Source organism: Streptomyces fungicidicus (genome assembly GCF_003665435.1).
GTDB lineage: Bacteria > Actinomycetota > Actinomycetes > Streptomycetales > Streptomycetaceae > Streptomyces > Streptomyces fungicidicus.
The window spans coordinates 3,383,102-3,396,782 of sequence record NZ_CP023407.1 but is presented as its reverse complement, the minus strand read 5'-3'; the positions used below and the strand labels follow the sequence as shown (position 1 = coordinate 3,396,782).

Sequence of the window (13,681 nt, the reverse complement as noted above, 5' to 3'; positions counted from 1 at the left end):
GAGCTTGGCAATCGGTACGCGGTCACACGCGCGGCGGCCTGCGAGCGGAGATCCTACGGAGCCGTGCCGGAAGGTCAATAGCACTGCAGGAAAAGGAAGTTGCGAGCGCAATGATCTCCGTTGCTTCCTACAGAATCAGCGGCGACCTTCCCGCCATAACGGGATGCAGGCGACAGCGGCCATGGTGCTCACCCTGTGTCGCTCCCTACTCTCGCAGCGTGCATCCTCCACTCCCCTTCAGCGCACGCGCCGCACGCATCCTGCGCGAGAAAGTCGGGATGGCTCCCGGCCACGTCGCCTACGGCATGCGCGCCTCCTACGGAATGTCCCACATCACCCCCGACCACATCACGGCCTGGGAACGCGGCCTGGCCGTCCCCGGCGCCCATGAACTGACCGCCCTGGCCGGCGCGCTGTGGTGCGCCCCCCGCGACCTCATGGGCGCCCCCCGCACCCTGCGGGAACACCGCATCGCCCGCGGCATCGCCCCTGAGGACGTCGCCCGCGCCACCGGCATCCCCCTCCACGACTACCTCGCCATGGAGGAGCACAGCCGCTGGACCGGCGGCCGACGGGAGTCGGCCCTCCTCGGAGCCGCCCTCGAGCTCCCCCCGCGGGCCCTGCTCTCCATCACCGGCGGCGAGGAGGAACTCGCCCGGCTGCTCACCGAGGCCGTCTCCACCCGGTGGCAGGCGCACATCCGCGAGATCGCGAACCTCGTCTCCCTCGACAAGAAGGAGCTCAAGAGCACGCTGCGCGCCATGCACGACGAGTACCAGACACTCATGGCGGCCACCCTCAGCCGGGCCGGCGGCGTCGACGCCGCCGAGAACGGGAAGCGCTACCTCGACGAGATCGTCCACCACTTCTGGACGCGGTTAGAAGGCGGCTGAGCCCCGGCGCGCAACGATTCACTCAATCTTGCGGGAACTTGATGTGCGCTGAGTCACGTTCAAGTTGAATGATTGCAAGTGAGCGTACCGCCGTGCCGTACGTGCGGACGCGGCCTGCAGGGGGTTCCAGGTGAGTGCTTCCCGGCGTAGTGGGACCACCGACGAGCTGGGGCCGGACGAGCCCGAGCCCGGGCGGGAGGGCTCCGACGGCTCCGATCTGCTCGCCGCGCTGCTCGACGGCATGGACGCCGCCCTGTGCGCGCTGGACGCGGACGGGACGGTCACGCACTGGAACCGCGAGGCGGAGCGGATCCTCGGCTGGACCGCGGCCGAGGCGGTCGGCAGGGCCGGGTTCGCCGGCTGGGCGGTGCGCAGCGCGGACGCCGAGGAGGTCGAGACCCGGCTGATGGCGGCCATGGACGCGCCGGGCCGGCAGGTCAACGAGTTCGCGCTGCTGACCAAGGACGGCGGCCGGGTGCTGGTGCGGACCCAGTCCGCGGCCGTGCGCGGGCCGGACGGCAAGCCGGCGGGGATCTACTGCGCGTTCAGCGAGGTGCACGCCCAGATCGACCTGGAGCGGTCGATCGCGCTGAGCGAGGCGCTGCTGGAGGACGCCAGCTGGGGCGTCGTCCTGGTCGACGCCGATCTGCGGCCCGCCGTGGTGAACGCGCACGCCGCGCGGGCGCTGGGCGCGGGGCGGACGTCCGTACTGGGGCGGCCGCTGGGGGAGCTGCTCGCGCAGGGCGTGGAGGAACTGGAGAGCGCGCTCACCCACGTCCTCGCGGAGGGCGCGCCGCCCGCGCCCGCCGAGCTGTGGGTGAGCGTGCGCACGCCGGAGGGCGAGCGGCGCCGGTGCTGGCGCAGCGGGTTCGTGCGGCTGGCGTCGCCGCTCGCGGAGGAGCCGGTGCCGCTCGGCGTCGGCTGGCTGTTCCAGGACGTGACCGAGTCCCGGCAGGGCGAGCAGGAGGCGGCGCTGCTGCGGTTCCGCGCGCAGCAGCTGCACCGCGCGGCGCGCGCGGCGGCGGAGTGCGAGGACCCGGCCGAGGCGGCGACGGTGCACCTGGACTTCGCGCTCGCCGGGTTCGCCGACCACGCGCTGATCGACCGGGTGGCCGACGGCGGGGAGGACGCCGACCGGGTCCGGCTGGTGCGGATCGCGGCCACCCCGTCCGGCGCGCCGGGCCCGAGCAGGCTGGCCGGCCGCGCGGGGCTGCCGGTGCGGTACGGCGAGGGGCATCCGGCGGTGCAGTGCGTGGAGCGCGCCGGGACGGTGCGGGCCGGTGTCGGCTCCATGGGGGCGGAGGCGGCGCGGGCGTGGGCGCTGTCCCGGCAGTGGCCGGCGGACGCGGTGCACGCGCTGTGCACGGTGCTGCGGAGCCGGGGGCGCACGCTGGGTGCCGTGACGTTTCTGCGGGCGGCGGGGCGGAACGCGTTCGAACGGTCCGACGCCATGTACGCGGAGGATGTGGCGGCCCACATCGCGTCGGCCCTCGACCTGTCGGCCCTGGTGCCCCGGGACCACTGAACCCGACCGGGAGGGCTGCCCCGGGACCCCGCTCCTCACCCGCCGGAGGGGCTGATTCCAGCCCTTCCGGGCCTCCGGGTCAGTGGCGGTAGAAGATCCGGTCCGCGTAGCGGTCCATGACGCGGGCGTTCCACTCGTGGCCGCCGTCCACGTTGCCGGAGCGCAGCAGCGGCGGCTCGATGCCCCGGTCGGCGAGGACGGCCGCCGCCGTGGCCACGACGGCCTGCAGCAGCGCCGTGGTGGCCACCGTGGAGGCGGGGGCGAACGGCGCCGGGACGCTGTCGAGCGTCAGCTCCGCGTCGCCGACCGCGATCCGGGAGTCCAGGACGACATCGCAGTGGTCCTTGAGGAAGGTCCCCGACGAGTGCCGGGACGTGGTCTGCGCCGCGTACGCCACCGAGGTCACGCCGATCACCTTCACGCCCAGCTCGCGGGCCTTCACCGCCATCTCCACGGGCAGCGCGTTGCGCCCGGACAGGGAGACGACGATCAGCGCGTCGCCGGCGCGCAGCGGTGAGGACTCCAGCACGACGCCCGCGAGCCCGTCGACCCGCTCCAGGGCGGAGCCCAGCGTGGCCGGCCGTACGTCGACGCCGACGACCCCCGGCACCGTGAGCAGGTTCATCAGGGCGAGCCCGCCCGCCCGGTAGACGAGGTCCTGCGCCGCGAGCGAGGAGTGCCCCGCGCCGAAGGCGAAGAGACGGCCGCCGTCCGCGACCGTGTCGGCCAGCAGCGTGCCGGCGGCCGCGACGGGCCCGGCCTCCTCGTCGCGGATCCGCTGCAGCAGGTCGATCGCGGCGTCCAGGAACTGACCGGCCGGCGTGCGGTCGCTCATGCGGCATCCCTTCGCGGAGGAGTGTTGCGGATCACCGTGCGGTCTGGACCAGTGCCGTGTCAATACAGCGCCCGATGGCGTGGTTTCCACGCCCGGAAGCCCTCCGTTTCCATGGCGCGGCCCGCTTGTCGGTCCCATGCGCAAGAATTGAGTCCCGGGCCGGCGCACGCGCCGGTGAGCCGGCCGGCCTCCGGCAGAGCCATCCGCAGATCTCATCAAGGGGCATGTATGTCCGGACTGATCGACACCACGGAGATGTACCTCCGCACCATCCTCGAGCTGGAAGAGGAAGGTGTGGTCCCCATGCGTGCCCGGATCGCCGAGCGGCTCGACCAGAGCGGGCCGACCGTCAGCCAGACGGTGGCCCGCATGGAGCGTGACGGCCTTGTCTCCGTCGCCCCCGACCGGCACCTGGAGCTCACGGACGAGGGCCGCCGGCTGGCGACGCGCGTGATGCGCAAGCACCGCCTCGCCGAGTGTCTCCTGGTCGACGTGATCGGCCTGGAGTGGGAGCAGGTCCACGCCGAGGCGTGCCGCTGGGAGCACGTGATGAGCGAGGCCGTCGAGCGCCGTGTCCTGGAGCTGCTGCGGCACCCGACCGAGTCGCCGTACGGGAACCCGATCCCGGGCCTGGAGGAGCTGGGCGAGAAGGACGGCGCCCACCCGTTCCTGGACGAGGGCATGGTCTCCCTCGCCGACCTCGACCCGGGCGCCGGGGGCAAGACGGTCGTGGTGCGCCGGATCGGCGAGCCGATCCAGACGGACGCGCAGCTGATGTACACGCTGCGCCGGGCCGGCGTGCAGCCCGGTTCGGTGGTCAGCGTGACCGAGTCGGCGGGCGGGGTGCTGGTGGGCAGCAGCGGCGAGGCGGCCGAGCTGGAGTCGGAGGTGGCGTCGCACGTCTTCGTCGCCAAGCCCTGAGCGGGTGTGAACGCGCCGATTTCCGGATCCGGTCTGTGGAAGGGCAGCGCCCGCGGGGTTCGCGTGCGAGGCTGTCGCGTGAGGCATATGACCTGAGGGCTCTGGCCGGGCCCGACAGCGATGTCATCCCGGCGGAGGAGGGGCGGGACGATGTGCCGTGACCACGTGAGGAGCCCCGGCGCCGCACGGCGCCGGGGCCTGTCCTCCCCTGTGCTGACCCGGAGCCCCGAGCTCCCAGGGTCAATCCCCTCGGACCGTTTTCCCCGAGCGGCCCGCCTCCCGCTGAAGATCTCCCCCGGGCCACGGCGATCAATCCCCGCCGGGGGTCACTCGAACGAGGGGTGTTACCGGGCAAGAAGGCGTGTTCGAATGCGCATTCGATAATCTGCGGGCGGTAGCAACAGGCAGGGCCAGCACAACGGGCAGCGGGCAGGCAGCGAGCTTGGGGGGTGCCAGGGCATGGCGCGACGCATCGACGTGACGGGGGCGGACGGCGTACGGCTCGCCGCCTGGGAGTTCGGGGACCCGCCCAAGGACGGGGCCGACCCGGCGGAGAGCGCCGCGCAGCACGCCCCCGGAGTGTTCTTACTGCACGGCCTGATGGGACGCGCCTCGCACTGGGCGTCCACCGCCCGCCGGCTCTCCGGGCGGTACCGGGCGGTCGCCCTCGACCAGCGCGGCCACGGCCGCAGCGACAAGCCCCCACAGGCCTCCTTCACCCGCGGCGCCTACGTCGACGACGCCGAGGCCGCACTGGAGCAGCTCGGCCTCGGCCCCACCGTCCTCATCGGCCACGCGATGGGCGCGCTGACCGCCTGGCAGCTGGCCGCGAAACGCCCCGACCTGGTGCGCGGGCTGATCGTCTGCGACATGCGGGCCTCCGCCCTCGGCGCCGCCTCGCAGCGCGAGTGGGCCGAGTGGTTCAAGGCCTGGCCGGTCCCGTTCGCCACGCTCGCCGACGTGCGCAAGTGGTTCGGCGAGGACGACCCCTGGGTGGAGCGGCCCAACCCGGCCCGCGGCGAGTTCTACGCCGAGGTGATGGCCGAGTCGCCCGACGGCTGGCGCCCCGTCTTCGACCCCGAGCAGATGCTCCGCTCCCGCGAGACCTGGGTGTTCGACGCCCACTGGGAGGAGCTGGCCCAGGTGCGCTGCCCCGCCCTGGTGGTCCGCGGCCTCGACGGCGAACTGGGCCGCGCGGAGGCCCAGGAGATGGTCCGCGTCCTCCCGCGCGGCCAGTACGCGGAGGTCGCCGACGCCGGCCACCTGGTCCACTACGACCAGCCGGAGACCTGGCTGGCGGCGATCGAACCCTTCCTCGACTCGCTCGGCACCCCCTGACCCCGCTTCCGCGGGCCCGCGCGGGGTCCGGGAAGCTCAGCCCTTGCTGACCGCCGTCAGGATCTCCGGGAGGCGGCCGGCCGTGCGCGGGGCGGCCAGCCGCAGGCCGAGGAGCGTCAGCGCCGCCCCGTACGCCGTGCCCGCCGGCAGCAGCAGCCACCGCCACTGCTCGCCGCCCTCGCCGACGTTCACCCAGACCGTGAGGGCGATGACCGGGACGCACAGCGCCGCCGCCACGACCATGCCGCCGACCAGGGAGATCCAGGCCAGCCCCGCCTGCCCGGGGGCGACGTTCTTGTAGCCCTCCTGCGGGATGGAGTAGGGGAACCGGGCCGAGGCCCACGCGCCCGTCGCGAGCATCGCGCCCAGCAGCGCGAAGGACAGTCCCAGCGCCTCCGGCAGCCGCGCCCAGTCGCCCAGCACCGCCGCCGTCAGCACGGTGACGAGCGTGGCGTAGGGCAGCGTGATCAGCAGCAGCGCCAGCGCGCGGGCACGCAGCTCGACGTAGGCGTCCCGGGTGGACGAGATCGTCATCGCGACCATCCAGAACGCCGAGGTGTCCTGCCCGAACTGGTTGTACATCTGGACGCCGAGCATCCCGGCCGCGAAGCAGGCCAGGTACACCGAGCCGGTGCCCTGCCAGGCGTTGAACAGCGGCACGATCAGTCCGATCGCCAGCGAGGTCACCCACGCGGCCTTCGTCTTCGGATCGCGCAGCACGTAGCGCAGACTGCGCTCCACGGCCGTACCGGTACGGCCCGGCGGCAGCAGCCCGGCGAGGCCCCCCGGTGTGCGGTCGCGGGCCACCGTGTCCCCGGCCGCCTGGAGGGTGGAACCGTCCGGCGACGTCATCAGCCGGGTCAGGGACCGCGACCACAGGACCAGCAGCACCGCCAAGGCGGCGGCGCTCAGCGCCAGTTGCGCCAGCGCGACGCCGTACGAGCCCTCGCCCGCCGAGTGCACCGCGCCGATCGCCGACGCCGGCGGGAGCCACCGCAGCACGGCCGCCGCCGGTTCCAGCTGCTCCAGACCGGAGGAACCCAGCCGCTGCACCCCGAAGTTGACCAGCTGGGCCCCGACGGCGATCACCAGCCCGCTGAGCACCGCGAGATCCCGCCCCTTGCGGCTGGTGAGCAGCCGCACGTTGGCGGCGGCGACCGCCCGCGCCAGCGCCACGCACACCAGCAGCGCCAGCGGCACGGCGAGCACGCCCACCGCGAACGCCGCCCCGCCGTGCGCCACGGCGATCACGCAGCCGGCGAGCAGGCAGAGCGTGAACAGCGGCCCGATGCCGACCAGCGAGGCCACCAGCAGGGCCCGCACCAGCGGCCGCGGCCGCAGCGGCAGCATCACCAGCCGGGTCGGGTCGAGGGTCTCGTCCCCGCCGGGGAAGAACAGCGGCATCACCGCCCAGCCCAGCCCCAGCACCGTCACCAGGAGCACGGCCAGGGAGTCGACGTGGTCGAAGCCGCGCAGCGCGATCAGCCCGACCAGCTGGAGCGCGGCGAACAGCAGGGCGACGACGGCGGAGGCGATGTACGCAGTCCGGCGCCCGCCGGACTGCCGCAAGCCGTTGCGCAGGAGGGACAGTTTCAGCCGGACGAGGACGGGGGTGAGGGCGGCGGCCGCGGGGGCGCTCACCGGGAGCCCCCGCCCAGCCAGTCCAGGTCCGAGCCGCCGTGGCGGCCCTCCGCGCCGACGAGTTCCAGGAACGCCCGCTGCAGCGACGGCGCGTCGCCGCGCACCTCGGCGAGCGGCCCGTGGGCCCGGATCCGGCCCGCGGCCATCACCGCCACCCAGTCGCACAGCGACTCGACCAGCTCCATGACGTGGGAGGAGAACACCACCGTGGCGCCGGACGCCGTGTACCGCTCCAGCACTCCCCGGATGGTCTGCGCGGAGACCGGGTCGACGCCCTCGAACGGCTCGTCCAGGAACAGGACTTCGGGGTTGTGCAGCAACGCGGCGGCCAGGCCGATCTTCTTGCGCATGCCGGTCGAGTAGTCGACGACGAGTCTGTGCCGGGCCCCGGCCAGGTCGAGGACGTCGAGCAGCTGCGTGGCCCGCTTGTCGACCTCGGCGCCCGGCATCCCCCGCAACCGGCCGGAGTAGGCGAGCAGTTCTTGCCCGGAGAGCCGCTCGAACAGCCGCAGCCCCTCCGGCAGCACCCCGATGCGCGCCTTGACCTCCACCGGGTCCCGCCACACGTCGTGCCCGACGACCTCGACGGTGCCGTCGTCGGGGCGCAGCAGCCCGGTCACCATGGAGAGGGTGGTCGTCTTCCCGGCCCCGTTGGGCCCCACCAGTCCGATGAACCGCCCGGCGGGCAACTCCAGATCGATCCCCCCGACCGCGACCTGCTCCCCGAACCGCTTCCACAGCCCTCGCACGCTCACGGCGCTGACAGTCACCACGTCTCCCTCCGTCGGCGACGAAGCCTACGGGGAGTGCGGAACCCTCACCGGTCGAGACCGCAGGCGTACGCCAACGACGGGACCAGCTCCTCCACATCGGGCAGCCACCGGTTCGCAGCCGTGGGCCGGCGGACCCACTGCACGGCCCCCCGGCACCCGACCCGGGTGGGCGGCCCGGCGACGAAGTCGCCCTGCCCGCGCACCGCCAGGTCGATCGCCGACGGTTCCCACCCCAGCCGGCGCAGCAGCTCCGGCACCTTCGCGGAAGCCCCCGGCAGCACGAGGAACTCCGTCCGCCGGTCCGGCGTCACCATGACGGGACCCGGCGTCAGCCGCATCCGCTCCATCCGGGCGAGCGCCAGGAACCCCGCCGTCTCCGGCACGGAGACCGTGTCGAACGTCCGGCCGGTGGGCAGCAGGATCGAGGCGTCGGGGCGCGTCCGCCACATACGGCGGGCGGCGGTGCCGCTGCCGGTCGCCCGCGCCGCCCAGTCCGGACGGTCCGGGTGCGCGCCGGGCGCGGGACACGCGGCGTCACCGCACGAGCAGCGCCGCACCCCGCCGGCGGACTCCAGCCAGGTCCCCGGGACCACGTCCCAGTGCCGCTCCTCGGCGTACCGCACGGCGGTGTCCAGCAGCGATTCCCCGCGCTGCGTCGGGATCTGTACGGCGTCGGCGCCCGCGATCGTCTCTTCCACGATGAACACAACTACGGCCGTCACCAGGGGTTACGCCCCCGCACATGCGCGGGGGAGGAGCACCGGCCCCCCGTTCGGGGCGCATGGGTGCATCCATGGGGGCGCGCGGGAGGATCCCCGCCCGGGGTGGGGTAACCAGGAGTGGGGCCGGCAACTGCCGTTACCCCGGCAAACCTCATATGTCCCGCATTGTAGGCACTTCGCCGGGGCATTGATCTTCCCGGCCGGATTTTCTCGCCGGGACGCGAGACGTACGGCCGCGGAAGACACGTCAACCCGGTGCGTGGGCAGGGCACCGCAGCCTCAGGGGGTACGCCATGGCCGCAAGGCCGCTCGTCGCCCGGCAGCCGAACGAACGGCTGCAGGCGCTCATCCAGGAAGCCGGATGCTCCAACGCCGGGCTGGCCCGAAGGGTCAACATGTGCGGCGCGGAGCACGGCCTCGACCTGCGCTACGACAAGACGTCGGTGGCCCGCTGGCTGCGCGGACAGCAGCCGCGGGGCCGGGCGCCGGCGACCATCGCGGAGGCGCTGGGCCGCAAACTGGGCCGTACGGTCACGATCGACGAGATCGGCATGGCCAACGGCAAGAACCTCGCCTCGGGCGTCGGTCTCCAGTTCTCGCCGACGGTACTGGGGGCCATCGAGCAGGTCTGCGAGCTGTGGCGCAGCGACGTGGGCCGGCGGGACTTCCTGTCCGGCTCCTCCGTCGCCGCCTCCGCGCTGGTGGAGCCGAGCCGCGACTGGCTGATCTCCGCGCCCGACGGGCAGGTGGCGCGCTCCGCCGGGCCGCGCGTCGGACAGTCCGACGTGGCGGCCGTACGGTCCATGACGCAGGCGCTGGTCGACCTGGACCACCAGTTCGGCAGCGGGCACGTCCGCCCGGTCGTGGTCCACTACCTCAACAGCGTCGTCTCGGGGCTGCTTGCGGGCTCCTACCGCGAGGCCGTGGGGCGCGACCTGTTCGCGGCGGTCGCCCGGCTCACCGAACTCGCCGGGTACATGGCCGTCGACACCGGGCAGCCGGGCCTCGCCCAGCGCTACTACATCCAGGCGCTGCGGCTGGCGCAGGCCGCCGGGGACCGCGGATACGGCGGCTATGTGCTCGCCGCCTCCATGAGCCATCTGGCCGCGCAGCTCGGAAACCCGCGTGAGATCGCGCAGTTGGCGCGCGCCGCGCAGGAGGGCGCGCGGGGGCGCGTGACCCCCCGCGCGGAGGCGATGTTCCTCGCGGCGGAGGCGCGCGGGCACGCGCTCATGGGGGACGCGAGCGCCGCGCTCACGACGGCCGGGCGCGCGGTGACCGCCATGGAGGCGGCCGACCCGGCGGCCGGCGACGACCCGGTGTGGATCGCGCACTTCGACGAGGCCTATCTGGCTGACGAGTTGGCGCACTGCCACCGGGACCTCGGTCAGGCGGAGGCCGCCGCGCGGTGCGCCCGCGAGTCGCTGGACGGGCATCCCCCGTCCCGAGCGCGGCGGCGGGCGATCGGCCTCGTGCTGCTGGCCACGGCCCAGGTGCAGCAACGTGAAATCGAGCAGGCCTGCAGTACGGGCCTGAAGGCGATGGAACTGCTCAACGGGCTCCGGTCCAACCGGGGCGCGGAGTACCTGGAGGACCTCCAGCAGCGCCTCGAGCCGTACCGGGAGGAGTCCGTGGTGAGGGAGTTCGGGGCGCGCATGGAGCTCCAGGCGGCGGCGTGAGCCGGCCGCGCGGGGACGGGCCGGAAACGGAGGTGGAGTAACCAGCGTGCGGTGACCCGGTTTTGTTACCGCGCTCACAGGGCAGGAGGTCGGGCTCTGTGCTGCGTGGCACCGGGCTCCGGGGACCCGGTAGCGTGAGCCGACGATTCACAAGGTCCCCCATTAGTAGGAGTCCCGGTGACGCAGAGTGGACAGGGCGAGGAGCCCTCGGCGCGCCCCGCGCGCGAAGGCATCGTGCTGCCCTCCGACGGTGGTGAACCCCTGCTGCCGGGCATGACGACCGGACCGGTCGCGCCCGGCGGCGGCGCGGACGGCCGGAACTCCGGCGGCGGGTACCCCGCCTCGGCCCCGCCCGGCGGCCAGACCTGGGGCACGCCCTGGGGCCCGGAGCAGCAGAACCCCGCCCCGCCGCCGCACGGCCAGGACTGGCAGCCGCAGGCGGACGGCCAGTGGGGCGCCCCGGAGCCGTCCCCCTGGGGCGCGCAGCACCCGCCCGCCCCGGCTCCCGGCCCCGGCCCGCTCCCGCCCGAGGGCGCCCCGGCCCACGGCGGCCCCGCCCCGTACGACCCGAACGCCGGATACGGCGGCCACCCCGGCGGAGCCGCCCCGCCCGGCCGGTACGGCTCCGCCGCCGGAGCCGCGCCGCCGCCCGCGGCCCCCTACGGCGCCCCCGCCCCCGGCGGCTACGGCGCGCACCTGCCGCCCCCCGTCCCCGACGGCGCCGTCGCGTACCCGCCGCCCGCCGCGCCCGACGGGTCGGAGGGCGTCACCCAGTACATGCCCGCCACCGCGCCCGACGGGTCGGAAGGCGCCACCCAGTACATGCCCGCCACCGCGCCCGACGGGTCGGAGGGCGCCACCCAGTACCTGCCGCCGGTGCCCCCCGCCGGCGGCGACGAGGGCGCGACGCAGCTCATACCCCCCGTGAGCCCCGGCGCGCTGCCGCCCGAGATGCCCCCCGCGCACGGCTCCGGGGCGGCCCCGTACCCGGGCATGTCCCCGCAGGCGCCCGCCGCGGGCAGCCCCGACGCGGAGGCCACCCAGTACATCGCCCCCGTCACCGACCAGCCCGCCGGACAGCCCTACGGCGCCATGCCGCCCGGTGACGGCAACCGGCAGCCGCCCGCCGAGTTCGACAGCCTCTTCCGCAGCGACGACGCCGGCCCGGCCGGATCCACCCAGCAGCTCCCGCGCGTCGACCACGGGTCGCCCGCCCGCGCCGCCCACACCCCGCCGCCCGCCCAGGGCGGCGGCCGGCGCGCCGGCCGCGACAGCGGCGGCCGCGGCGGCGGCCGCACCGGCTCCCGGGTGCCGCTGATCGCGGCCGTCGGCGTCGGCATCGCGGTGCTCGGCGTCGGCGCCGGCGCGCTGATGGGCAACAGCGGCGGTGACGACGACGGCGGCGACAACCAGACGGTGTCCGCCACCGCGCCCGCGAGCGAGGAGGCCTCCCCGTCGCCGTCCGCCGACCCGGTCCGGCAGCAGGCCGTCGCGCTGGACAAGCTGCTCGCCGACAGCGGCGACAGCCGGACCACCGTGATCAACGCGGTCGCCGACGTGAAGGCCTGCCGCGAGCTCGGCCAGGCGGCCAAGGACCTGCGGGACGCGGCGGGGCAGCGCAGCCGGCTGGTCACCGACCTCTCCGGGCTGTCGGTGGACAAGCTGCCCGACCACGAGGCGCTGACCGCGGCGCTCACCAAGGCGTGGGAGGCGTCGGCGTCCGCCGACAACCACTACGCCGCCTGGGCCGACCAGACCGCGGGCAAGAAGGGCTGCAAGAAGGGCCAGGCCCGCACGACCGGCCAGACCCAGGCGGGCAACCGGGCCAGCGGCACCGCGACGGCCGAGAAGAAGAAGGCCGCCGACCTGTGGAACGCGATCGCCAGGCAGTACGGGCTGACCGAGCGCCAGCCGACCCAGCTGTGACCGGTGCCCGCCGCACCCGGTTCCGCCCGGCCGGGCGGAACCGGGTCAGCCCAGGTCCGCGCCGCGGAGCGTCTTCGTCACGTCGGTGAAGCCGTCGCCGGCCGCGACCAGCCGGCCGTCCTTCACCTTCTGCAGGGTCACGTTCGCGTTGACCAGGCGGGGGAAGCCGACGGCGGCGAGCTCGTCCTGGAAGTTCCACCGCAGGGTGGGGGTGAGCCCGCCCGTGGTGACCTTCAGACCGCTGTTCAGCGCACCGGTCACGGTGTCCGCGCTGACCTCGCCGTCGCCCAGCGACTCCACGACCTGCCGGAACACGGTGTAGGCGATCCAGGTGGTCTGCACCCCGGCGTCGGCGGCGTCGACCCGGTTGTCGCCGAACGCCTCCTCCTTGATCACCTTCTTCATGGGGCCCCAGCTCGCGTCGTTCACCGCCGGGTACCAGCCGGTGACGTACGCCCCCTCGTACGGCCCCGAGGACCCGCCCGACGCGTCGAGCACCGTCTGGTCGACGCTGCCCAGCACGGTCGCCGTGCGCACCTCGGGGAAGTCCTCGCGGGCCCTGCGGAAGGAGTCCATGAAGGTGCCCGTGCGGTCGCCGAGAGCGGGCACCACACAGCCCCGGTCGGCCGCGTCGGTGGTGGCGCGCAGCAGCGCCTGCCGCGCCTGGCCGTCGTACGAGGTGGCGTCGTCCGCCGCGCGCTGGTCGCCGGACGGCGGGTGCCCGCCCGCCTCCAGGCCCGAGTCGAGCAGTGGGGGCAGCTGGTCGCCCGCGATGGTGTCGGGCCGGATCAGGGTGACCGGCCCGCAGGTGTCGGCGAGGGTGCGGCCGAGGCCGGCCAGCAGTGCCGGCTGGCCGCCGTTGACCGGGTAGGACAGCGGGCTGGTGAACTCGTTGTTGGTGACGCCGTAGCCGCCGATGTACGGGATGCCCGCGCCCTCCAGGGTGGGCATGAAGGAGTCGGCGTACTGGCTGTAGGAGCCGACGACGGCGACGGCCTTCTCCTGCACCGCGCGCCGCGCGCATCGCGCGGCGGCCACGGTGTCGTTGCGGTCGTTGCAGGTCAGCACGTTGAGCGGGCGGCCGTTGAGGCCGCCCTGGGAGTTCACCCAGCGGGCGTAGGCCTCGGCGAACGCGGGCATGCCCGGCTTGTTGGTGGCGTCGGTGTCCTCGGGCGCCCAGGTCATCACCGTGATGGGGCCGTCGTCCCCGGAGCCCCCCGTGGCACCGGGGACGACCCCGCAGCCGGCGGCGAGCGACACGCAGGCCGCCAGCGCGCCCGTGGTCAGGGCGCCGGCTCTCGCGCGCCGGGTCAGGAGGCGGGGGAGGAACGTACTGCGGATGCGTCGCCTGCCGGTCATGCTCACACACGATTCCGCCACACGGCCAACCCGCGAGTGACCCTTGGTCAACGGACGGTGACACCGAGG

General features: G+C 74.5%; 11 protein-coding genes. 6 read left to right on the top strand and 5 right to left on the bottom strand.

Going from position 1 to position 13,681, the window contains the following annotated elements:
• Positions 1–218: 218 nt before the first annotated feature.
• Positions 219–893, top strand: a complete 675-nt coding sequence (locus CNQ36_RS15255) for an XRE family transcriptional regulator (protein ID WP_121546417.1) — start codon at positions 219–221, stop codon at positions 891–893.
• A 130-nt stretch (positions 894–1,023) separates the two neighbouring features.
• Complete coding sequence (locus tag CNQ36_RS15250) at positions 1,024–2,418, top strand: PAS domain-containing protein (protein WP_121546416.1); 1,395 nt, start codon at positions 1,024–1,026, stop codon at positions 2,416–2,418.
• Between the two features lie 79 nt (positions 2,419–2,497).
• On the opposite strand, the gene CNQ36_RS15245 is transcribed toward CNQ36_RS15250, so the two are convergent.
• Entirely contained in the window at positions 2,498–3,253 is a 756-nt protein-coding gene (locus tag CNQ36_RS15245) for an SIS domain-containing protein (protein WP_121546415.1), read from the bottom strand.
• Between the two features lie 228 nt (positions 3,254–3,481).
• On the opposite strand from CNQ36_RS15245, the gene CNQ36_RS15240 reads away from it, so the two are divergent.
• Both CNQ36_RS15240 and CNQ36_RS15235 read left to right on the top strand, forming a co-directional pair.
• Positions 3,482–4,174, top strand: a complete 693-nt coding sequence (locus CNQ36_RS15240) for an iron-dependent transcriptional repressor DtxR (RefSeq protein ID WP_121546414.1) — start codon at positions 3,482–3,484, stop codon at positions 4,172–4,174.
• Positions 4,175–4,633: 459 nt separating this feature from the next.
• Positions 4,634–5,512, top strand: coding sequence for an alpha/beta fold hydrolase (locus CNQ36_RS15235; protein ID WP_004930098.1), 879 nt, complete (start codon positions 4,634–4,636; stop codon positions 5,510–5,512).
• Positions 5,513–5,548: 36 nt separating this feature from the next.
• On the opposite strand, the gene CNQ36_RS15230 is transcribed toward CNQ36_RS15235, so the two are convergent.
• Genes CNQ36_RS15230 through CNQ36_RS15220 form a run of 3 tightly spaced genes read right to left on the bottom strand, consistent with a single transcriptional unit; the run spans position 5,549 to position 8,633 of the window.
• Complete coding sequence (locus tag CNQ36_RS15230; RefSeq protein WP_163013272.1) at positions 5,549–7,153, bottom strand: transporter; 1,605 nt, start codon at positions 7,151–7,153, stop codon at positions 5,549–5,551.
• A complete protein-coding gene (locus tag CNQ36_RS15225; RefSeq protein WP_121546413.1) occupies positions 7,150–7,926 on the bottom strand; it encodes an ABC transporter ATP-binding protein in 777 nt (258 codons plus the stop codon). Before CNQ36_RS15225 ends, CNQ36_RS15230 begins: the two co-directional genes overlap by 4 nt.
• Positions 7,927–7,970: 44 nt before the next feature.
• Complete coding sequence (locus CNQ36_RS15220; protein ID WP_121546412.1) at positions 7,971–8,633, bottom strand: bifunctional DNA primase/polymerase; 663 nt, start codon at positions 8,631–8,633, stop codon at positions 7,971–7,973.
• Positions 8,634–8,941: 308 nt separating this feature from the next.
• On the opposite strand from CNQ36_RS15220, the gene CNQ36_RS15215 reads away from it, so the two are divergent.
• Both CNQ36_RS15215 and CNQ36_RS15210 read left to right on the top strand, forming a co-directional pair.
• Positions 8,942–10,327, top strand: a complete 1,386-nt coding sequence (locus tag CNQ36_RS15215; RefSeq protein WP_121546411.1) for an NsdA family TPR-like regulatory protein — start codon at positions 8,942–8,944, stop codon at positions 10,325–10,327.
• Between the two features lie 177 nt (positions 10,328–10,504).
• Positions 10,505–12,253, top strand: coding sequence for a hypothetical protein (locus CNQ36_RS15210; RefSeq protein WP_121546410.1), 1,749 nt, complete (start codon positions 10,505–10,507; stop codon positions 12,251–12,253).
• A 45-nt stretch (positions 12,254–12,298) separates the two neighbouring features.
• Here CNQ36_RS15210 and CNQ36_RS15205 read toward each other — a convergent pair whose 3' ends face one another.
• Positions 12,299–13,612, bottom strand: coding sequence for an ABC transporter substrate-binding protein (locus tag CNQ36_RS15205; protein WP_121546409.1), 1,314 nt, complete (start codon positions 13,610–13,612; stop codon positions 12,299–12,301).
• Positions 13,613–13,681 lie beyond the last annotated feature (69 nt).